The sequence below is a fragment of the Streptomyces tendae genome (assembly GCF_014650435.1).
In the GTDB taxonomy this organism is placed as follows: domain Bacteria; phylum Actinomycetota; class Actinomycetes; order Streptomycetales; family Streptomycetaceae; genus Streptomyces; species Streptomyces tendae.
In genome coordinates this window covers 1-20,761 of the sequence record NZ_BMUY01000017.1, presented here as the reverse complement: position 1 = coordinate 20,761, position 20,761 = coordinate 1, and the positions used below count along the sequence as shown (strand labels likewise).

The following is a 20,761-nucleotide window of genomic DNA, read 5'->3' as shown; positions in this document are numbered from 1 at the left end:
GATACTGGCGCCCGGTTCACCGGGCACGACGGGGGAGGGCACCACATGAGCCAGGTGGTCACGGAGACCATGGTCCGCGTCGAGGACGTGCGCAAGTCGTACGGCCGGGACAGCGCCGCCGTGCACGCCCTGCGCGGCGTCTCCTTCGACGTGCCGCGCGGGGAGCTGGTCGCCCTCAAGGGGCGCTCGGGATCAGGGAAGACCACCCTGCTCAACATCGTCGGCGGACTCGACACCCCGGACGCCGGGCGGGTGGAGGTCGACGGCCGGAGCCTCGCGGACCTTGACGAGGACGGACTGCTCGCGCTGCGCCGGGACCGGGTCGGTTTCGTCTTCCAGTCCTTCGGGCTCATCCCGATCCTCACCGCCGCCGAGAACGTCGGCGTACCGATGCGGCTGCGCCGGGCCGCCCCGCGCGAACGCGAGGAGCGCGTCGAGCTGCTGCTCTCCCTCGTCGGCCTCGCCGACCACGCCGCCCAGCGCCCCGGCGAGCTGTCCGGCGGCCAGCAGCAGCGCGTCGCCATCGCCCGCGCCCTCGCCAACGAGCCCGCGCTGCTGATCGCCGACGAACCCACCGGCCAGCTGGACGCGGAGACCGGGCACTCCGTGATGGAGCTGCTGCGGGCCGTCGTACGCAGCGAGCGGGTCACCGCCCTGGTCGCCACCCACGACGCCACCCTGCTCGACCTCGCCGACCGGGTGCTGGAGCTGCGGGACGGGGAGATCGTCGAGCAGTGACGCCGCAGGGGCCGAGCGGCCGTCAGGGTTCCGTCAAGGACGACCGGCATCCCCGCCCCCGCCCCTTTTGCCGCGATTGCGGGTCGTAGGGTCGACGCTGCGCAATCAGCGGTGACCGGAAGACAATGAGGCCATGGGACGCGGCAAGCTTCGGATCTACCTCGGTGCGGCACCGGGCGTCGGCAAGACGTACGCGATGCTCTCCGAGGCGCACCGGCGCGTCGAGCGGGGCACCGACTGCGTCGTGGCCTTCGTCGAGCACCACGGCAGGGCACGCACCGAGGTGATGCTGCGCGGCTTGGAGCAGGTGCCGCGCCGGGAGATCGAGTACCGGGGCGCCGCCTTCACCGAGCTGGACCTGGACGCGGTGCTGGCCCGAGCCCCTCGGGTGGCGCTGGTGGACGAGCTGGCCCACACCAACGTCCCCGGTGTGCGCAACGCCAAGCGCTGGCAGGACGTCGAGGAACTCCTCGCCGCCGGTATCGACGTCGTCTCCACCGTCAACATCCAGCACCTGGAGTCACTCGGCGACGTCGTGGAGTCCATCACCGGCGTACGGCAGCGCGAGACCGTGCCGGACGAGGTGGTGCGGCGCGCGGACCAGATCGAACTGGTCGACATGTCGCCCCAGGCGCTGCGCCGCCGCATGGCCCACGGCAACATCTACCAGCCGGACAAGGTCGACGCGGCCCTGTCCAACTACTTCCGCCCCGGCAACCTCACCGCCCTGCGCGAGCTGGCCCTGCTGTGGGTCGCGGACCGGGCCGACGAGTACCTCCAGCAGTACCGCAGCGAGCACCGGGTCTCGAAGATCTGGGGCTCGCGCGAACGCATCGTGGTCGGCCTGACCGGCGGCCCCGAGGGCCGGACGCTGATACGGCGGGCCGCGCGCCTGGCCGAGAAGGGCGCCGGCGGCGAGGTGCTGGCCGTCTACATAGCCCGCAGCGACGGGCTGACCTCGGCCTCCCCGAAGGAGCTGGCGGTCCAGCGCACCCTCGTGGAGGACCTCGGCGGCACCTTCCACCACGTGCTCGGCGAGGACATACCGGCCGCGCTGCTCGACTTCGCCCGCGGCGTCAACGCCACCCAGATCGTCCTCGGCTCCTCGCGCCGCAAGACCTGGCAGTACGTCTTCGGGCCCGGCGTCGGCGCCACGGTCGCCCGTGAGTCCGGCTCCGACCTCGACGTCCACATCGTCACCCACGAGGAGGTCGCCAAGGGGAGGGGGCTGCCGGTGGCCAGGGGCGCACGGCTCGGCCGGTCCCGGATCGTCTGGGGCTGGCTCGCCGGCCTGGGCGGTCCCGTGCTGCTGACGCTGCTGCTCAGCACCGTCCACCTCGGGCTCGCCAACGACGTGCTGCTCTACCTGGCGCTGACCGTCGCGGCCGCCCTGCTCGGCGGGCTGTACCCGGCGCTCGCCTCGGCCGCGGTCGGGTCGCTGCTGCTGAACTGGTTCTTCACGCCGCCCGTCAACCGGATCACCATCGCCGACCCGAGGAACATGCTTGCGCTCGCCATATTCGTGGGCGTCGCGCTCTCCGTCGCCTCGGTCGTCGACGTCGCGGCCCGCCGCACCCACCAGGCGGCCCGGCTGCGTGCCGAGTCGGAGATCCTGTCCTTCCTCGCCGGTGACGTGCTGCGCGGCGAGACCAGCCTGGAGACGCTCCTGGAACGCGTTCGCGAGACCTTCGGCATGGAGTCGGCCGCCCTCCTGGAGCGGGAGGGCGACGTGGCGCCCTGGACCTGCGCGGGGCGTGCCGGATCGGGACCGCCGGTCGACCGCCCGGAGGACGCGGACGTGGACATGCCCGTCGGCGACCACATGGCCCTCGCACTGACCGGCCGGGTCCTGCCCGCCGAGGACCGCCGGGTGCTGGCCGCCTTCGCCGCCCAGGCCGCCGTCGTCCTGGACCGGCGCCGCCTGCGCGAGGAGGCCGACCGGGCCCGGGCGCTGGCCGAGGGCAACCGCATCCGCACCGCGCTGCTGGCCGCCGTCAGCCACGACCTGCGCACCCCGCTGGCCGGGATCAAGGCCGCGGTGACCAGCCTCAGGTCCGACGACGTGGCCTGGTCCGAGGAGGACCGGGCGGAGCTGCTCGAAGGGATCGAGGAGGGCGCCGACCGCCTCGACCACCTGGTGGGCAACCTGCTCGACATGTCCCGCCTGCAGACCGGCACCGTCACCCCGCTGATCCGCGAGATCGACGTCGACGAGGTGGCGCCGATGGCGCTCGGCGGGGTCCCCGAGGGCAGCGCCGAGCTGGACATCCCCGAGACGCTGCCCATGGTCGCCGTGGACTCCGGGCTCCTGGAGCGGGCGCTGGCCAACCTGGTGGAGAACGCCGTCAAGTACAGTCCGGACGACCGGACCGTCCTGGTCGCCGCCAGCGCCCTCGCCGACCGCGTCGAGGTGCGGGTGGTGGACCGGGGGCCAGGAGTGCCGGACGAGGCCAAGGACCGCATCTTCGAGCCCTTCCAGCGCTACGGCGACGCGCCGCGCGGGGCCGGGGTGGGGCTCGGCCTGGCCGTGGCCCGCGGCTTCGCCGAGGCGATGGGCGGCACTCTGAACGCCGAGGACACCCCCGGCGGCGGCCTCACCATGGTCCTCACCCTCCGCGCGGTGGGATCGTCCGCGCCGACCTCCCGTCCCGCGACAGGAGAAAGCTCCCGTCCCGCGACAGCAGAAAGGCAGGCCGCCCTGTGACCCGGGTGCTCGTGATCGACGACGAACCGCAGATCGTGCGGGCCCTCGTGATCAACCTCAAGGCACGGCACTACGAGGTGGACGCGGCCCACGACGGCGCCACCGCCCTCCAGCTCGCCGCCGCCCGGCACCCCGACGTGGTGGTGCTCGACCTGGGTCTGCCCGACATGGACGGCGTCGAGGTGATCAGGGGGCTGCGCGGCTGGACCCGGGTGCCGATCCTGGTGCTGTCCGCCCGGCACTCCTCCGACGAGAAGGTCGAGGCGCTCGACGCGGGCGCCGACGACTACGTCACCAAGCCCTTCGGCATGGACGAGCTGCTGGCCAGGCTGCGGGCCGCCGTCCGCCGGGCCGAGCCCGTCCCCGGCGGCGAGGACGAGGTGGTCGTGGACACCGCGGAGTTCACCGTCGACCTGGCCGCGAAGAAGGTCCACCGGGGCGGCAGGGACGTACGCCTGACGCCCACCGAGTGGCACCTGCTGGAGGTGCTGGTGCGCAACACGGGGCGCCTGGTCAGCCAGAAGCAGCTGCTGCAGGAGGTGTGGGGGCCGTCGTACGGGACGGAGACGAACTACCTGCGGGTCTACATGGCCCAGCTGCGCCGCAAGCTGGAGGCGGACCCCGCGCACCCGCGGCACTTCATCACCGAGCCGGGCATGGGCTACCGCTTCGAGAAGTGAGCGGCAGTGCACGGGAAGTGAGGGGGAAGTGAGCCTCGCCATCCCCGTCCACGAGGGGTGCATGGCTGTCGGCGCGCCCCGGTACGCTTCAGATATGAGTTCTGCTCCGCGTTCCGACAAGCCGGTGGGCCGGTTCCGGCGCATGTTCGACCGGCTCTCCTCGTCGCAGGAGGACCTGGAGTCGGAGGAACTGCGCGAGGACGCCGACACCGCCGGCTGCACCCGTATCGGGGACTGCCAGGACCGGCAGGTCGTGTCGGTTACTGGTACCTTGCGCACGGTCACCCTGCGACCGCGCGCGGGCGTTCCGGCCCTGGAGGCCGAGCTGTTCGACGGTTCCGCCGCCCTGGACGTGGTGTGGCTGGGCAGACGCTCCATCGTGGGCATAGAGCCGGGGCGCAAGCTCATCGCATCGGGCCGGATCTCCATGAGCCACGGCCGCCGGGTGCTCTTCAACCCGAAATACGAACTGAGACCCCTCGGACGGGAGTAGCCGGTGACGTCGCTCGACAAGCCGACCGAAGAGACGACAGAGGCCGACGACGCCCGGGCGGTGACGGAGGCCGCGCTGTTCGAGGCGTTCGGCGGCGTGCGGGGCATGATCGAGACGGTGCTGCCGGGCCTGCTCTTCGTCACCATCTTCACCCTCAACAACGACCTGCACATGTCGGCGATCGCGGCGCTGGCCGTGTCGGTGGTGCTGGTCGTCGTCCGGCTCGTGATGAAGGACACCGTCAAGCACGCGTTCAGCGGGGTCTTCGGCGTCGCCTTCGGCGTGGTCTTCGCGATGATGACCGACAACGCCAAGAACTTCTACCTGCCGGGCATGCTCTACACCCTGGGCCTGGCGCTGGCGTACATCGTCACCTCGCTGGCCGGTGTGCCGCTGATCGGACTGATCCTCGGTCCGGTCTTCAAGGAGAACCTCTCCTGGCGCACCCGCAACCCGGGCCGCAAGAAGGCGTACACCAAGGCGAGCTACGCCTGGGGCTTCATCCTGCTGGCCAAGTCCGCGATCCTCTTCCCGCTGTACTGGTGGGCGGACACCGAGCAGCTCGGCTGGGTCCTGGTCACCCTGAAGATCCCGCCCTTCCTGCTCGCCGTCTGGCTGACCTGGGTCTTCCTGGCCAAGGCGCCGGCGCCCATCGACGTGTTCGCGGAGATGGAGGCGGCGGAGGAGGCCGAGAAGGCGGAGAAGGCCGAGCGGGAACGGCGCGAACGCGGGCAGGGCGAGACCGGCGGCGCGCTGCCGGGGCCGCCCGAGGCCGACGGGGAGGCCGCGGACCTGCGCGGCGGCAGACACCGCAAGGCATGACGGACGAGGCGGAGCAGTACGGCGAAGGGGCGCCCGGGAAGTTCCGGGCGCCCCTTCGCCGTAGCCGGGTCCTCGGTGTCGGTCAGACCGTGCCGTCGGGCCGTCGGCGCGCCGACAGCAGGTCCTCCAGCTGCTCCTCACGGGCCTGCGCGGCGACGAAGAGCAGCTCGTCGCCCGCCTCCAGGGAATCCTCCCGGGACGGCGTCAGCACCCGGGTGCCGCGGATGATCGTCACCAGCGAGGTGTCCTCGGGCCACTGGACGTCGCCGACCTGGGTGCCGGCCAGGGCCGACTCCTCCGGCAGCGTCAGCTCGACGAGGTTGGCGTCGCCGTGGCTGAAGCGCAGCAGCCGGACCAGGTCGCCGACGCTCACCGCCTCCTCCACCAGGGCCGACATCAGCCGCGGGGTGGAGACGGCGACGTCCACGCCCCAGGACTCGTTGAAGAGCCACTCGTTCTTCGGGTTGTTCACCCGGGCGACGACGCGCGGAACGCCGTACTCCGTCTTGGCCAGCAGCGAGACGACCAGGTTGACCTTGTCGTCGCCCGTCGCGGCGATGACCACGTTGCAGCGCTGGAGCGCCGCCTCGTCCAGGGAGGTGATCTCGCAGGCGTCGGCGAGCAGCCACTCCGCCATCGGAACGCGCTCGACCGAGATGGCGGTCGGCGCCTTGTCGATGAGCAGGACCTCGTGGCCGTTCTCCAGCAGCTCGCCCGCGATCGAACGGCCGACCGCGCCGGCACCGGCAATGGCGACCCTCATCAGTGACCGCCCTCCTCTTCGGGACCCTTGGCGAACGCCGCCTCGACCTTGTGGACCTCGTCGGTGCGCATCATCACGTGCACGAGGTCGCCCTCCTGCAGGACGGTCTGCGAGGACGGCAGGATCGCCTCCCCGAGCCGGGTGACGAACGCCACCCGCACGCCCGTCTCCTCCTGGAGCCGGCTGATCTTGTGACCGACCCAGGCCGAGGAGGTGTGCACCTCGGCGAGCTGGACGCCTCCGGTGGGGTCGCGCCACAGCGGCTCGGCACCCGAGGGCAGCAGCCGGCGCAGCATCTGGTCGGCCGTCCAGCGGACGGTGGCCACGGTGGGGATGCCGAGGCGCTGGTAGACCTCGGCGCGGCGCGGGTCGTAGATGCGGGCGGCGACGTTCTCCACGCCGAACATCTCGCGCGCCACGCGGGCGGCGATGATGTTCGAGTTGTCACCGCTGGAGACGGCTGCGAAGGCGCCGGCCTCCTCGATCCCCGCCTCGCGCAGGGTGTCCTGGTCGAAACCGATGCCGGTGACCCGGCGGCCGCCGAACGAGGAACCGAGGCGTCGGAAGGCGGTGGGGTCCCGGTCGATCACGGCGACCGTGTGCCCCTGCTGCTCCAGGGTCTGGGCGAGCGCGGAGCCCACGCGCCCGCAACCCATGATGACAATATGCATCGCCTCACACCGCGCTTCCTGCGGGCCCGCCGGCCTTAGTGAATCTCGTGCTCATGTCTCTCTTTCGGCTCGCCTGGCGACACGTCGCGGCCAGTGTGCGGGCCGCAGGGGAACATCATGCCGGTGCGCACCGACGCTGACGCCGCTAGGGGCCGTCTGACCGGTCCCAGGGGCCCGGGAAGCCGGGTCCCCCGTCCGGAGCCGACGTACCGGTGTCCGGATCCAACGTATCGGCAAGCCGCCGGGGCTCGCAGGAGCCGTCTCATCCCCCGGCCGACGACCCCCGGCGGCAGATGCTCCGGATGCTGGCGACGGTCAGGATTCCGAGGCCGACGAGGGTGACGGCGCCGCCGATCAGTTCTGCGCTCAGGTGCATGGGACCTCCAGGGGCGGCAACGGGGGGGAAACCGGGCGGTGCTTGCCGGGTAGGCAGTCATATAGACATGCGAACCCCGTCACCTGCGGAATCCGCAGCCGCACCGATCCCCGAATTCACCCGTAGAGCAGACTGCGGGCGGATCGGGGGTGGCGGTTGGGCGGCCGCCCGTTCGAACGCTTACGATCCTCTGTTGTGTCCAAACTGACCGACGTGCCCAAGCGGATCCTCATCGGGCGCGCACTGCGCAGCGACCGGCTGGGCGAAACGCTCCTGCCGAAGCGCATCGCGCTTCCCGTGTTCGCGTCCGACCCGCTGTCCTCCGTGGCGTACGCACCGGGCGAGGTGCTGCTCGTCCTGTCCATCGCGGGCGTGTCGGCGTACCACTTCAGCCCCTGGATCGCGGTCGCGGTCGTCGTCCTGATGTTCACGGTCGTCGCCTCGTACCGGCAGAACGTGCACGCCTACCCGAGCGGCGGCGGCGACTACGAGGTGGCCACCACCAACCTCGGACCCAAGGCCGGTCTGACCGTCGCCAGCGCCCTGCTGGTCGACTACGTCCTGACCGTCGCGGTCTCCATCTCCTCCGGCATCGAGAACCTCGGCTCGGCGATCCCCTTCGTCGTCGAGCACAAGGTCCTGTGCGCGGTCGCCGTCATCCTGCTGCTGACACTGATGAACCTGCGCGGGGTCAAGGAGTCGGGCAGCCTGTTCGCGATCCCGACGTACGTCTTCGTCGCGGGCGTCTTCATCATGATCGTGTGGGGCGCGTTCCGCGGCCTGGTCCTGGACGACACGATGCGTGCCCCGACCGCGGACTACGAGATCAAGCCGGAGCACGGCGGCCTGGCCGGCTTCGCCCTGGTCTTCCTCCTCCTGCGGGCCTTCTCCTCGGGCTGTGCCGCGCTCACCGGCGTCGAGGCGATCTCCAACGGCGTCCCGGCCTTCCGTAAGCCCAAGTCCAAGAACGCGGGGAACACCCTCGCGATGATGGGCCTGCTCGCCGTCACCATGTTCTGCGGCATCATCGCGCTGGCCTCCGCGACCGACGTGCGCATGTCCGAGAACCCGGCCACCGAGCTGTTCCACAACGGCGTCGCCGTCGGCTCGGACTACGTCCAGCACCCGGTGATCTCACAGGTCGCCGAGGCGGTCTTCGGTGAGGGCAGCTTCCTGTTCGTCGTGCTGGCCGCCGCCACCGCGCTGGTCCTCTTCCTCGCCGCCAACACCGCCTACAACGGCTTCCCGCTGCTCGGCTCGATCCTCGCCCAGGACCGCTACCTGCCGCGCCAGCTGCACACCCGCGGCGACCGCCTGGCCTTCTCCAACGGCATCGTGCTCCTGGCCGGCGCCGCCACGCTCCTGGTCGTCGTCTACGGCGCCGACTCGACCCGACTGATCCAGCTCTACATCGTCGGCGTCTTCGTGTCCTTCACGCTGAGCCAGATCGGCATGGTCCGGCACTGGAACCGCAACCTGGCGGGCGAACGCGACCAGGCCAAGCGCCGCCACATGATCCGCTCCCGCGCGATCAACGCCTTCGGCGCCTTCTTCACCGGCCTCGTCCTGGTGGTGGTCCTGGCGACCAAGTTCACGCACGGCGCCTGGGTCGCGCTGCTCGGCATGTGCATCTTCTTCGCGACGATGACGGCGATCCGCAAGCACTACGACCGCGTCGCCGAGGAGATCGCCGCCCCGGAGGACCCTGAGGAGGCACAGAGCGACGACATGGTGCGCCCCTCCCGGGTCCACTCGGTGGTCCTCATCTCCAAGATCCACCGCCCCACGCTGCGCGCCCTCGCCTACGCCAAGCTGATGCGCTCCGACAGCCTGGAGGCGCTCAGCGTCAACGTCGACCCGGTCGAGACGAAGGCGCTGCGCGAGGAGTGGGAGCGCCGCGGCATCGCCGTCCCGCTGAAGGTCCTGGACTCGCCGTACCGCGAGATCACGCGGCCGGTCATCGAGTACGTCAAGAGCCTGCGCAAGGAGTCCCCGCGCGACGCGGTCTCCGTCATCATCCCCGAGTACGTGGTCGGCCACTGGTACGAGCACCTGCTGCACAACCAGAGCGCCCTGCGCCTCAAGGGCCGCCTGCTGTTCACCCCCGGCGTCATGGTCACCTCCGTCCCCTACCAGCTGGAGTCCTCCGAGGCCGCCCGGCGCAGGGCCCGCAAGCGCCAGGACTGGAGCGCGCCCGGGGCGGTCCGGCGAGGGCCGGCCCAGCACCAGGACCGTGACCGTACGAAGGACTCCTCCTCGTCCACGTAGACTGGACGGCTGTTGTCCCTGTCCTCCCCCCGTTCTCTGGAGTCACCCCGCCATGCAGGCAGAACCGAAGAAGTCGCAGGCGGAGAGGCGAGCGGTCTCGGAGCCGGCCCCGCAGCCGGTCTCGCTGGTGGGTGAGGAGTACGAGGTCGAGGTCGGCCCCGTCGCCCACGGCGGCCACTGCATCGCCCGCACGTCCGAGGGGCAGGTGCTGTTCGTCCGGCACACGCTGCCCGGTGAGCGGGTCGTCGCCCGGGTGACGGAGGGCGAGGAGGGCGCCCGCTTCCTGCGCGCGGACGCGGTCGAGATCCTGGACCCCTCCAAGGACCGCATCGAGGCCCCCTGTCCCTTCTCGGGCCCCGGCCGCTGCGGCGGCTGCGACTGGCAGCACGCCAAGCCGGGCGCCCAGCGCCGCCTGAAGGGCGAGGTCGTCGCCGAGCAGCTCGAGCGACTGGCGGGCCTGACGCCCGAGGAGGCCGGCTGGGACGGCACGGTCATGCCGGCCGAGGGCGACAAGCTCCCCGCGGGCCAGGTCCCGTCCTGGCGCACCCGCGTGCAGTACGCGGTGGACGCGGACGGTCGCGCCGGTCTGCGTCGCCACCGCTCCCACGAGATCGAGCCGATCGACCACTGCATGATCGCGGCGGACGGTGTCAGCGAGCTGGGTATCGAGGCGAGGGACTGGGCGGGCATGGAGTCCGTCGAGGCGATCGCGGCCACCGGTTCCCAGGACCGCCAGGTCATCCTGACCCCGCGCCCCGGCGCCCGCCTCCCCATCGTCGAGCTGAACCGCCCGGTCTCGGTCATGCGGGTCGGGGAGAAGGACGGCGGCGTCCACCGCGTCCACGGCCGCCCCTTCGTCCGCGAGCGCGCCGACGGCCGCACCTACCGGGTCGGCTCCGGCGGCTTCTGGCAGGTCCACCCGAAGGCCGCCGACACCCTGGTGACGGCGGTCATGCAGGGCCTGCTGCCCCGCAAGGGCGACATGGCCCTGGACCTCTACTGCGGTGTCGGCCTCTTCGCCGGCGCCCTGGCCGACCGCGTCGGCGACCAGGGCGCGGTCCTCGGCATCGAGTCCGGCAAGCGCGCCGTCGAGGACGCCCGCCACAACCTCGCCGCCTTCGACCGCGTCCGCATCGAGCAGGGCAAGGTCGAGTCCGTCCTGCCCCGCACCGGCATCGACGAGGTCGACCTCATCGTCCTCGACCCGCCCCGCGCGGGCGCCGGCCGCAAGACCGTCCAGCACCTGTCGTCGCTGGCCGCCCGCCGAATCGCCTACGTGGCCTGCGACCCCGCGGCGCTGGCCCGTGACCTGGGGTACTTCCGGGACGGGGGGTACCGGGTGCGGATGCTGCGGGTGTTCGATCTGTTTCCGATGACGCACCATGTGGAGTGCGTGGCGATTCTGGAGCCTGCCGAGAAGGGCCGTTGACCTGCGGCTTTACTCGGTGTGCGGGATGTGCGCCATGCGCGTTGCGGGCGAAATCCTGACGCTCAAATGATGTCTCTCTGAGGTGTCCTGACGCTCATTTGGCGCTCGTTCTGATGGTGCGTCAGGTGCATTTCGGGATGCTGTGACCCGGGCTGCAGCGTGGGCTGAGGAACGTGCGTGGGCGGCCACGGTCCTGCCCGAGGGGTAGCGCGCCTCGGATCGTCGGGTGGGTTCGCTTGTCGGCGCGTACGGTGTGTGCCAGGCCTGACCGTGTGCCTGCGCCGTTCGAGGAAGGTGGCGATGCCGCCGTGCCGAGCGATTCACCGTCGCCTTAAGCCGCCCACCGTCGTCCCCCTCGTCTGCACGCTCATTCGCAGGCGTCGCCTCAAGACGGCGCGCTCTTGATCCTTTACGAGCTCCAAAGGGCGCAGCTCGCTGGCCTTCCGGGCGGCATTCGCTGTACCGCGACATAGCACGCACGCTGGCAGCCCGTCAGGGAAGCCGCAGGTCCCGCAGCTGTCGCCGGGAGGTGATGCTCAGCTTGCGGAAGATGCTGCGGAGGTGGGCCTCAATGGTGCGCGGGCTCAAGAACAGCTGTGCGCCGACCTCCCGGGAGGTCGCCCCGGTAGCTACCAGCCGGGCGATCGTCAGCTCCTGTGCTGTGAGCGCGTCCGAGGGCTGGGCGGACCGGCTGCGTGGGTGCTCGCCGGTGGCGCGCAGCTCGCGGGCGGCGCGTGCGGCGAACGCTTCCGCACCCATGTCCGACAGCATCTGGTGGGCGGTGCGGAGCTGCTGGCGGGCGCCTTGGCGGCGGCCCTCGCGGCGTAGCCACTCGCCATAGACGAGATGAGCTCGGGCCAGCTGGGTGGCCACTCGGCAGTTTCGTAGCTGCTCGATCGCCTCGCGGTAGTACTCCTCGGCGGCCGGGCCGGTGCTGACCAATGCCCGTGAGCGCGCTGCCAGCCCGAGCCCCCACGGGGTGCCGCTGGCCAGCGCCCGTGAGCTGAGCTGGTCCAGCGCAGCGGTCGCACGCTCCGGCCGGCCGCTACGGCATGCCGCTTCGATGAGCTCGGAGTGGGCCAGGTTGCTGTGGGTCAGCTCGTCGGACTCGAAAGCCCGCGTCGCAGCGACCAGAGCCGCCGGGTAGTCGCCCAGACCGTTGTGCAGCACCGCCATGGCGTACTGCGCCAGGAAGTCCTCAGTTCGGCGCCCACGTCCAGCCGCTTCCCGGACCATGGTCGCGTGGATCTCGGTGGTCTCGTCCGAGCGGCCGCGCCAGGCAGCCAGGATGAGCTGGCCGTGGAGCACGGGCACAGTTCTGGTCGCGGCCGCGATCGCGGTCTGTTCGGCGGCCCGGGAGAAGTCACCAGAGAGCACCAGCATGACGGACTGGACGAGCAGTGCTGCCGGGAGCGTGGCCAGCGCGCCGGCTTCCCTGACCAGCCGGACATGACGAGCGGCCAGCGCGTGCACCATCTGGTCGTCGAAGAGCGACATCGCGGTCCGGCCGGCCAGCCACAGCCAGCGGCGGTCGTCGCTGTCGTTCACGGCATGATCGTCCCGCTCGTGACGATTGAAGGCGTCCAACGCCCGCCGCAGGCCGGGCACTCCTGCCGCGTAGCCCTGCGTGAACGTCGTCACCAGCCCGTCGAGCAACAGATCCACGGGCCTCGGCGTCTCCGGTGGTGCGGGCGCGACTTGGGCTGCGTCGGCCACCGCACGCACGCCGCCGCCGGGTCCGCGGTCGCCAGTAACGATTGCCGCATCGAGCGCGTCCAGGTAGGTCTCCCGGGACAGCGGCGGGTCCAGCGGGGCGAGGCTCTTGGCGGCGTCCAGCAGCATCCGCGGACCCTCGCCGCCCCTTGCCCCGTGGAACGCGATCCGAGCATGCAGCAGCTCTAGGCGGGCCTGCGCCACGGCGTCCAACGGCCCGGCCGCGGCGACTGTCAGCAGCTCCAGGGCTTCGGACGCACCGGCCTCGTGCTTGGCGTGCGCAGCTTCCAGGGCCCGTTCCGCCCGGACGGCCGGCCTGGGGGTCAGCTCGGCCGCACGCTTCAGGAACGCCGCCGCGGCGGCCAACCCGCCGCGGGCGCGGGCCCGTCCGGCCGAACGCTCCAGCTCCGCGGCGGCGTCCTCATCAGTGCCCACCACCGCCTGCGCGCGGTGCCAGGCACGCCGGTCCGGATCGACCTGCTGGTCGGTGACGGCGGCCAGCGCGCCGTGCGCCCGGCGCCGGTCGGTCGGTGTGGCCGCCCGGTAGACCGCCGAGCGCACCAGCGGGTGCCGGAACCGCACACGGAAGTCGAACTCCAGCAGCCCGGCGGCCTCCGCGGGCGCAGCCGCCTCGCGGGCGATCCCCAGCTCCGCGGCCGCGCGCCACAGCAACGCCGCGTCCCCGGTCGGCTCGGCCGCGGCAACCACCAGCAGCATCCGCGCGTCGGCAGACAGGCTGTTCGCGCGGCGCCGAAAGCCGTCCTCGATCCGGCGCGGAACGCTCACCACGTCCGGCAGCTCGAACCCGCCCGCGAACTGCACCGCCGGAGCACCCCGGGGTAGCTCCAACAACGCCAGCGGATTGCCGCGCGCCTCGGCTACGATCCGGTCGCGCACCACATCGTCCAGTGGTGCGCGGACCGCGGTGGCCAGCAGCGTCTGGGCATCGGAGGCCCCCAGCCCCGCCAGGCGCAGTTCCGGCAACCCGCTGAACGCCTCGACGTCGGTCACCCCGGGATCGCGCAGCGCAAACACCATCACCACCCGCTCGGCCCCCACTCGCCGGGCCACGAAAGCCAGAACCTGCGCAGACGCCTGATCGAGCCACTGCGCATCATCGACCACACACAGCAACGGCCCGTTCTCGGCCAACAGGCTCAGCACCGCCAACCCCACCAGGAACCGGTCCGGCGCAGCACCCTCGCGCAGCCCGAACGCCACCCCGAGCGCGGCCTGCTGCGGCTCGGGCAGCTCGACCGCCCGCGCCAGGAACGGGGCGCACAACTGGTGCAGGCCCGCGAACGCGAACTCTGCCTCAGCCTCCACCCCGACTGCGTCGTGAACCCCGAATCCCGCCGCCACGGCGGTCTCCCGCATGTGCTGCAGGAGGGCGGACTTGCCGATGCCGGCTTCCCCGCGCACCACCAACACTCCGCTGTCGCCGCCCTGCGCCTGAGCCAGCAGCTGCTCGAGCGCCGCCTGCTCGGCGCGCCGTCCCACGAGCATCGCCTGGTCCTCCCCTGGCGCCGACACGGCGTCTATCCGGTAATTGTCACCGACGCGAAGCGTGCGGGCAGCACCGGGTCGTCAAGATGCCGGCCTCCCCCGCGCCAGGGTCGGTGACGGGGTAAGGGATTTTTACCGACGCGGACCAGGCGCCTTCCCCGCGACTCTGAGAGCCCTCAGCAGAGCGACCGGGAAGGGAGCGACCACCGTGATCAGCACCGAGGTGTTCTTCCCCGCCGACGAGGAGTCCTCCCGCTACGGCAGCAGCGCGAGCGGGTCGCCGTCCACGCCCTGGCCCACCGGGAGCTGCACGGCGGTGGGGCGGGCTGTCGGAGGCCGATCGTCGGCGCCGGCTCACGCACCCCTGACCACGCCGAAGACATTCGGGCCGACGACACGTCGGTCGACGACACCTGAAGGGAACAGCCGTGGCCTGGAGACTCCGCCAACTCGCCGATCTCGCCGGCACCACTGTGGGTGCGGTGCGGCATTACCACGACATCGGCCTGCTGGAGGAGCCGCCGCGGCGCGCCAACGCCACAACACGGCGACGAACCTGCCCCTCGACCTCCTCGGCGGACCTACCGCCGTGACCGCGTTCGCCTCCGGCCTGGATGACGCGACCACCCGTTTCGACCGCAACGAGCCACAGCTCAACGTCTCCACTGGCCCAGACGACGAGCGCGACACCACCACACCGGCCGCCATCGTCGAGAGCATGCGGGCGGTGCCCCTCGCTGGCGGCCTGCAGCCGGCCGGCCGCGAGCGGCTCACCACCTCGCTCGTCGCGAACACCACCGGCGACGCCACCATCCGGGCCGGCGTGCCAGCCGGGTGGCTAATCGGGGACAGGACCGGGACCGCAGCACAGGGCGAGCGCAACGACGTCGGGATCGTGCTGCCCCCGGACCGCACGCCGCTGGTCTCGCCGTCTACGCCGACCCGGAGTCCACGGCCGGCAACGCCACCATCGGCGAGGCGACAACGATCGCGGTACGGCGGCTCGTCGGTCAATAGCAGGCACACCACCCTCGGAAAGGAAAGATCGTGGGACACGTAACCACCGGGAACGAGAACAGCACGCCGGTCGAGCTCTACTACGAGGACCAAGGCGCGGGTCAGCCCGTCGTCCTCATTCACGGCTACCCGCTCAACGGCCACAGCTGGGAACGCCAGACGCGCGAGCTGCTCTCCGCCGGCTACCGCGTCATCACCTACGACCGCCGCGGCTTCGGCCGCTCGTCGAAGGTCGGCACCGGCTACGACTACGACACCTTCGCCGCCGACCTGAATGCCCTGCTGGAGACCCTGGACCTGCGCGATGTCGTCCTCATCGGGTTCTCCATGGGCACCGGCGAACTCGCCCGCTACATCGCTCGATACGGCCACCAGCGGGTCGCGAAGCTCGCCTTCCTGGCCTCGCTGGAGCCCTTCCTCGTCGCTCGGGACGACAACCCGGACGGCGTGCCCCAGGACGTCTTCGATGGCATCGAGGCCGCGGCCAAGGGCGACCGCTACGCCTGGTACGAGCAGTTCTTCTCCAACTTCTACAACCTCGACGAGAACCTGGGCAACCGCATCGGCCAGGAGGCGGTCACCGCCAGCTGGAACGTCGCCATCTCCAGCGCCCCCGTGGCCGCCCATGCCGTCGTCTCCTCGTGGATCGAGGACTTCCGCGCCGACGTCGAGGCCGTCCGGGCCAGCGGCACGCCGGCCCTGATCCTGCACGGCACCGCCGATCGGATCCTCCCCATCGAAGTCACGGCCCACCGCTTCCGCCGGGCCCTGCCCGACGCGCAGTACGTGGAGATCGACGGCGCCCCGCACGGGCTGCTGTGGACTCACGCCGACGAGGTCAACGCCGCCCTGCTCGCCTTCCTGGGAGACCCACTCCCTAAGGGCGTCCGCCCCGGTTCGGAGGAGTCGCCATGACCACGGCCACCGCCGCCTCGACCGGCGCATCGCCCCGCGGTACCGACCTCGGCGTGCGCCCGCGGCGAGCGCCTCGTCCATACGCTGCCCGTGCCGTGGCAGCGGTTCGGCGTGCTCGATGCGCAAGCTCGTCGTCGGCGATCGACGAACGGGACCCGACCCTACCCGCGGCGGCGGGGCCATCGGTCAAGGTACTCGGGCCCGTGGTCTGCGGGCCTAGAAGCGCCTGCGGCAGGCCGTTGAGCATGCGCACACCATTCACGGACAGGTCGGCACCACCGAACGGGACCCGGCTCGGTGGAGTGGCACTGCCGCAGCAGGGGCCCGAGGATGCGCTCATCAGGGTCCGAGCGGGGCTCACCGGCATCGCGCTCGTGCACGGGGTCGGCGTCCTCGTCGGGGCGTCGGACGATCCCGCCGACCTCGGACGGTACGGCACGGACCTCTGGGGCCGGAAGATGGTCACGGCTGAGAGGACGCGATGAGGGCAACCGGTGCTCCGGCTCCGCTCGTCGGACGACAGGCAGAGATCGCTGCCGTGACCGAGGTGCTCGACCGAGCCCGCCGTGGCACCGGTGGCGCCCTGGTGCTCTGGGGTGAGCCGGGCATCGGCAAGACCGCACTTCTCGACCACGTCACGGCGGCGTCTCCCGATTTCGCCCCGCTGACGGTACGGCCCGCACGGTGCGAGTCCGGGACCCCCTTCGCCGGCCTGGACACGCTGCTCCGGCCGGTCGAGCACCTGATCGCGGCTCTTCCGGTGTCCCAGGCGGCAGCGTTGCGAGGCGTGCTCGCGGGCGAGGTCACCGGAGTGGGCCGGTCGCTCACCGCCGTGGCGGTCCTGTCCCTGTTGTCGGCGCTGGCAGTCGACCGCCCGCTCCTGATCGTCGTGGACGACGCACACCGGCTCGACGCGGAGACCGAGTTCGTGCTCGGATTCGTCGCCCGGCGGGTGGGGACCGATCCGGTGGTGGTCCTGGTCGCCGGCCACGACGCGCCCGCCGGCGGATCGTGGGAGGGGGTCTATCCGCTCGCGGTGAGTCCTCTTGCTGACGACCACGCCGCCCAACTGGTCGCCGCCGCCCACCCCGGCCTCGACGGCCCCGAGGTCACCCGCGCGGTGAAAGCAGGTGGGGGCAACCCGCTGGCACTGCACGAGCTGCCCATACCAATCGGCGATCTTGCAGCCGGCACGGTGCCCGTGGGGCCCCGGCTGCGTAAGGCCTTCGCCGAGCGCCTGCAGACCATGCCGACCCCGGCACGCGAGTTCGTCGTGCTCATGGCCGCGGCTCGTGCCGACGGTGACCAGCTCACGCTCGCACGGTCAGCACGTTCCCGCGACGCCGAGGAGCCGGTCTGGGAGGAGACGATCCGGTCGGGTCTGCTCGCCGGGACGCCCGACCGGCCTGCGCTACGGCACCCGGTGGTCCGGGCCGCCGTCTACGCGAGCGCCTGCCCGTCTGAACGCAGGAACGCCCACCGGACCCTGGCCGCCGCGCTTCCCCTGGGCAGTCGCGGGCATGTCTGGCACCGGGCCGCGACCGTTCACGACGTCGACGAGGAGGTCGCCGGGCTGCTCGAGCAGACGGTGCCCTCGGGCGCCGGCGCGGTACCGATCCTGCGGCGGGCCGCCGAGCTGTCCGCCGACCCGGCCGCTGCGACCCGCAGGCTCGCCCGCGCGGCCGTGGCCGCCTGGCACGGCGGCGACGCCACGATGGCGCGTCGGTTGCTGGCCGATGCCCGGAGCCTGACCGACGAGGTCCTGGCCACCCGCGCCAGCCGCGGCCTGCGCGGGGTACTCGAACTCGCCGAGGGGTCTCTGGAACGAGCCCACCGATCGATCAGTCGCGACATCGCCGCGTTCGACGATCCGCGCATGAGAGTGGAGCTCGGCGCCGCTGCCCTGCACGCGGGATGGTCCGCGGCCCGCGACGACCTCGTCGGCGAGACCCTCACTCGTCTCGCGGGGCTGACGACCCCTGGGCTGCCCGACGTCCTCCCGATCGTCCGGACGTGGTGGGGGCCGGCGACGGACCCGGCACGGGCAGCGTCGTCGGCGGAACTCGGTGACGTCATGGCGCACATCTCCCGGGTGGAGTCGCAGCTGCTCCCGGCGTCGCCGCTCGGACTGGTGTGGGGCCTCGACGAGCCACTCGCCGATGCCGTGCACGCCCTTGTCCGCAGGCACCGCCGTCACGCCGATGGCACCTCGCTTGCTGCGGCGCTGGCTCGGATCGCGCGACTCGACATCGCCGCGGGCCGGTGGGGCGCTGCGGAGGACGCCGCGGCCGAGGGGCTCGCGTCGGCCGAGCGGATCGGTGCCGAGCACATCGCTGCGGAGTGCCGGAACTGCCTCGGATGGCTCGCCGCCGCCCGCGGTGACGGCCGCAGCGTCGACCAGCTGACCGTTCGGACCCTGCAGCTGGCCGGGCCGCGCCGCGACCGTGCGGTCAGCGCCTCGGCCCACTGGAACCGTGGAATGGCCGCTCTGGCGGCCGGTCGCGCCGATGCTGCACTCGACCTGCTCGCCCGCTTGGACGAGCACGGGCACGAGGCAGCACATCCGATCGTCGCTCTGCTGGCAAGCCTGGACACGATCGAGGCCGCCGTGCACGCGAGGCGGCCGGAGATCGGCCGGCGCCGCGCCGAGGCGCTCGACGCCTGGGTACGGCGCACCGGCGCCCACTGGGCGATATTCACAGCGCACCTGGCACGCGGACTGCTGGACGAACCCGCCGCCGAACGGTCCTACCGGGCGGCGCTGGACGTGCCCGGTGCGTCCCGGCGCCCGTTCGATCACGCACGGGCCCGTCTGCTCTACGGCGAGTGGTTGCGGCGACAGCGGCGGCGCCGAGACGCCCGCCAGCAGCTCGACGCCGCTGCCGAGACGTTCCACGCACTGGGAGCGCGCCCGATGCTCGAGCGGGCCCGGCGTGAGCAGCGTCTGATCATGGCGCCCGCACGCCGTGACACTGCCGTCGGCACGGGCATGGCAACGCTGACGGCACAGGAACGCCGGGTGGCCCAGCTTGCCGCCGGCGATCTGACCAACCGGGAGATCGGGGCCCATCTGCGGATCAGCGACCGCACCGTCGGGCATCACCTATCCAACGTGTTCGCCAAGCTGGGGCTCTGCTCACGGCGCGACTTGGCGGCCACCGGCATCTCCGGACGGAGCTGATTCCGGCTCGGTCACGACGCCTCACCGCCTACCGTGCACGAGCTCGTCAGAGGGCATCTGATCTATGTAGTTGGTAATTAGGGAGGACCTCCCCGGCCGGGTCGGTCGATCAGCGTGGGCCGCAGCTCGGGGGCGAGGTACCAGTCCCGCTGCCGCCAGCCCATCGCCGTCGGATCCAACGCGGGCAGCAGTGCCGCCCACGGCTCGGACGGCCCGGCGACGGGGTCGGCGTCACCGGCGACGACATACCCCGTGCCCTCGTCCAGCGAGACCGCCTCCGCGCCGATCGCGGCCAGCGCGCGGCGCACCTCCGTCACCCGCCACCCGGTCCACCACTTGAGGTCGTCCTCGGTCGCCGGTCCACACGCCGTCAGCCACCGGCGCAACAACTCGGCTTGCGCCTCGCCCGGGTCCAACTCGGGGTGCTGGGGCGCCGGTGCCCAGCGGAACTGGCTGGACGTCCACGAGCCCAACGGCCGGCCCCGCACCACCTTGCCCTCCACACCCAGCACCCTCAGCAGACGGGTGGAGACGGTGTGCACGCCCTCGTAGCTCTTCCCGGCCACGTAGATGAACTGCTTCTTCAGGCCCGGCTCGTCGCGGGCCAGTTCGGCCGCCCTGGCCTGGCCGCGCCGGGCCAGCGCGGCCAGGGCCGACTCCTGGACCTCCGTCAGCCAGGCGGCGCCCGGAGCCGCGGCCTCCGCCATGCTCCTGAGCAGTCCGGACCGCTCCCGGGCGGCGACGGTGCGGCCGGTGGGGGCGTGCACGACCGCCGTCAGCTCCGTCGGGAACACGAACACGGTGTACCGCATGCCGTGCATCCGGACCAACGACCCGTCGTCGTACAGCGCCCGCTCCGTCTCCTTCACGGTCTTCGCCGCGTCCGCCAGCCGTGCGCCCACGGCCAGATGCACCGTCGCCGGATCGGTGCCGTGCAGCGCGACCAGTGATCCGGCGACCTCCTCCGGGCTCCACGCCCGCGCCGCCCCCGCCAGCCGCTGGCGCAGGGCCAGCCGGTGCCGCCGCTCGGCCGTCCCGATGTGCCGTCGTCCGCCGCCGCCCATGCAGGCCCTCCGCCCGTCGTCCGTCCGCAGCGTGTTCGGCAGGTGCGCTTGGTGCGTGTGCTCCGTACCTGTGCCCCGTCCGACATCGTGCCCGACACCACTGACAGCGGGCCTCCCCCGAGGGCCGGCTAGGGCGTGCCGTCCGCCGACAGGCGGTGGGTGATCCGGTCGAACAGGTCCGTCAGCGGCTCCCCGATGTCCGGCCGAACCCGGTCAGCCCGTACGTGACCTGCGGCGGCGTCGTCGGTTCGACCTTCCGCCAGACCAGGCCGTCCTCGACCAGCACCCGCAGGGTCTGGGCGAGCATCTTCTCGCTGATGCCCCGGATGCTCTCGCGCAGCTCGTAGAACCGGAGGTCGTTGCGGCGCAGGGAGATGAGCACCCAGACGCCCCACCTGCTGGTCACGTGGTCGACCATGTC

General features: G+C 71.9%; 14 protein-coding genes and 2 pseudogenes. 11 read left to right on the top strand and 5 right to left on the bottom strand.

Going from position 1 to position 20,761, the window contains the following annotated elements; all coding sequences use genetic code 11:
• Nucleotides 1–45 precede the first annotated feature (45 nt).
• The 5 genes from IE258_RS33940 to IE258_RS33920 all read left to right on the top strand — a co-directional run bounded on the left by IE258_RS33940 (nt 46) and on the right by IE258_RS33920 (nt 5,437).
• Nucleotides 46–738 carry an ABC transporter ATP-binding protein gene (locus IE258_RS33940; RefSeq protein ID WP_159328017.1) on the top strand — a complete coding sequence of 231 codons (693 nt, stop codon included), beginning with the start codon at nt 46–48 and terminating at the stop codon, nt 736–738.
• A gap of 133 nt (nt 739–871) precedes the next feature.
• Nucleotides 872–3,442: an ATP-binding protein gene (locus IE258_RS33935; RefSeq protein ID WP_189749630.1), complete on the top strand. Its 2,571-nt coding sequence runs from the start codon at nt 872–874 to the stop codon at nt 3,440–3,442.
• Nucleotides 3,439–4,122, top strand: coding sequence for a response regulator (locus tag IE258_RS33930; RefSeq protein WP_059298035.1), 684 nt, complete (start codon nt 3,439–3,441; stop codon nt 4,120–4,122). Before IE258_RS33935 ends, IE258_RS33930 begins: the two co-directional genes overlap by 4 nt.
• A 94-nt stretch (nt 4,123–4,216) precedes the next feature.
• Nucleotides 4,217–4,615 carry an OB-fold nucleic acid binding domain-containing protein gene (locus IE258_RS33925; protein WP_159328019.1) on the top strand — a complete coding sequence of 133 codons (399 nt, stop codon included), beginning with the start codon at nt 4,217–4,219 and terminating at the stop codon, nt 4,613–4,615.
• Nucleotides 4,616–4,618: 3 nt separating this feature from the next.
• A complete protein-coding gene (locus tag IE258_RS33920; RefSeq protein WP_189749629.1) occupies nt 4,619–5,437 on the top strand; it encodes a DUF3159 domain-containing protein in 819 nt (272 codons plus the stop codon).
• Nucleotides 5,438–5,519: 82 nt separating this feature from the next.
• Here IE258_RS33920 and IE258_RS33915 read toward each other — a convergent pair whose 3' ends face one another.
• Both IE258_RS33915 and IE258_RS33910 read right to left on the bottom strand, forming a co-directional pair.
• Nucleotides 5,520–6,200, bottom strand: coding sequence for a potassium channel family protein (locus IE258_RS33915; RefSeq protein ID WP_031035218.1), 681 nt, complete (start codon nt 6,198–6,200; stop codon nt 5,520–5,522).
• On the bottom strand, nt 6,200–6,871 hold the full coding sequence (locus tag IE258_RS33910; protein ID WP_189749628.1) for a potassium channel family protein: 672 nt from the start codon (nt 6,869–6,871) through the stop codon (nt 6,200–6,202). Before IE258_RS33910 ends, IE258_RS33915 begins: the two co-directional genes overlap by 1 nt.
• A 571-nt stretch (nt 6,872–7,442) precedes the next feature.
• On the opposite strand from IE258_RS33910, the gene IE258_RS33905 reads away from it, so the two are divergent.
• Complete coding sequence (locus tag IE258_RS33905; protein WP_189749627.1) at nt 7,443–9,515, top strand: APC family permease; 2,073 nt, start codon at nt 7,443–7,445, stop codon at nt 9,513–9,515.
• Nucleotides 9,516–9,567: 52 nt separating this feature from the next.
• Nucleotides 9,568–10,944, top strand: a complete 1,377-nt coding sequence (locus IE258_RS33900; protein ID WP_189749626.1) for a class I SAM-dependent RNA methyltransferase — start codon at nt 9,568–9,570, stop codon at nt 10,942–10,944.
• Nucleotides 10,945–11,436: 492 nt separating this feature from the next.
• On the opposite strand, the gene IE258_RS33895 is transcribed toward IE258_RS33900, so the two are convergent.
• Nucleotides 11,437–14,163 (bottom strand): ATP-binding protein, encoded by a 2,727-nt coding sequence (locus IE258_RS33895; RefSeq protein ID WP_189749625.1) that lies wholly within the window; start codon nt 14,161–14,163, stop codon nt 11,437–11,439.
• Nucleotides 14,164–14,591: 428 nt separating this feature from the next.
• Here IE258_RS33895 and IE258_RS33890 point away from each other — a divergent pair, with 428 nt between their 5' ends.
• The 4 genes from IE258_RS33890 (at nt 14,592) to IE258_RS33875 (ending at nt 19,276) form a co-directional block, all read left to right on the top strand.
• Nucleotides 14,592–14,756, top strand: a complete 165-nt coding sequence (locus IE258_RS33890) for a MerR family DNA-binding transcriptional regulator (protein WP_189749759.1) — start codon at nt 14,592–14,594, stop codon at nt 14,754–14,756.
• Nucleotides 14,753–15,223, top strand: coding sequence for a serine hydrolase (locus tag IE258_RS33885; RefSeq protein WP_189749768.1), 471 nt, complete (start codon nt 14,753–14,755; stop codon nt 15,221–15,223). Before IE258_RS33890 ends, IE258_RS33885 begins: the two co-directional genes overlap by 4 nt.
• Entirely contained in the window at nt 15,211–16,095 is an 885-nt protein-coding gene (locus IE258_RS33880) for an alpha/beta fold hydrolase (RefSeq protein WP_189749623.1), read from the top strand. Before IE258_RS33885 ends, IE258_RS33880 begins: the two co-directional genes overlap by 13 nt.
• A 538-nt stretch (nt 16,096–16,633) precedes the next feature.
• Entirely contained in the window at nt 16,634–19,276 is a 2,643-nt protein-coding gene (locus tag IE258_RS33875) for a helix-turn-helix transcriptional regulator (RefSeq protein ID WP_229892604.1), read from the top strand.
• A gap of 83 nt (nt 19,277–19,359) precedes the next feature.
• On the opposite strand, the pseudogene IE258_RS33870 reads toward IE258_RS33875, so the two are convergent.
• A pseudogene (locus IE258_RS33870) lies at nt 19,360–20,340 on the bottom strand (winged helix DNA-binding domain-containing protein); the annotation flags it as partial.
• A gap of 128 nt (nt 20,341–20,468) precedes the next feature.
• Nucleotides 20,469–20,761: pseudogene (locus IE258_RS33865) on the bottom strand (winged helix-turn-helix transcriptional regulator); the annotation flags it as partial.

Coding starts and splice junctions, on each gene's coding strand:
- IE258_RS33940 (WP_159328017.1), top strand. CDS start 46: ATGAGCCAGGTGGTCACGGAGACCATGGTCCGCGTCGAGGACGTGCGC.
- IE258_RS33915 (WP_031035218.1), bottom strand. CDS start 6,200: ATGAGGGTCGCCATTGCCGGTGCCGGCGCGGTCGGCCGTTCGATCGCG.
- IE258_RS33925 (WP_159328019.1), top strand. CDS start 4,217: ATGAGTTCTGCTCCGCGTTCCGACAAGCCGGTGGGCCGGTTCCGGCGC.
- IE258_RS33935 (WP_189749630.1), top strand. CDS start 872: ATGGGACGCGGCAAGCTTCGGATCTACCTCGGTGCGGCACCGGGCGTC.
- IE258_RS33910 (WP_189749628.1), bottom strand. CDS start 6,871: ATGCATATTGTCATCATGGGTTGCGGGCGCGTGGGCTCCGCGCTCGCC.
- IE258_RS33900 (WP_189749626.1), top strand. CDS start 9,568: ATGCAGGCAGAACCGAAGAAGTCGCAGGCGGAGAGGCGAGCGGTCTCG.
- IE258_RS33895 (WP_189749625.1), bottom strand. CDS start 14,163: ATGCTCGTGGGACGGCGCGCCGAGCAGGCGGCGCTCGAGCAGCTGCTG.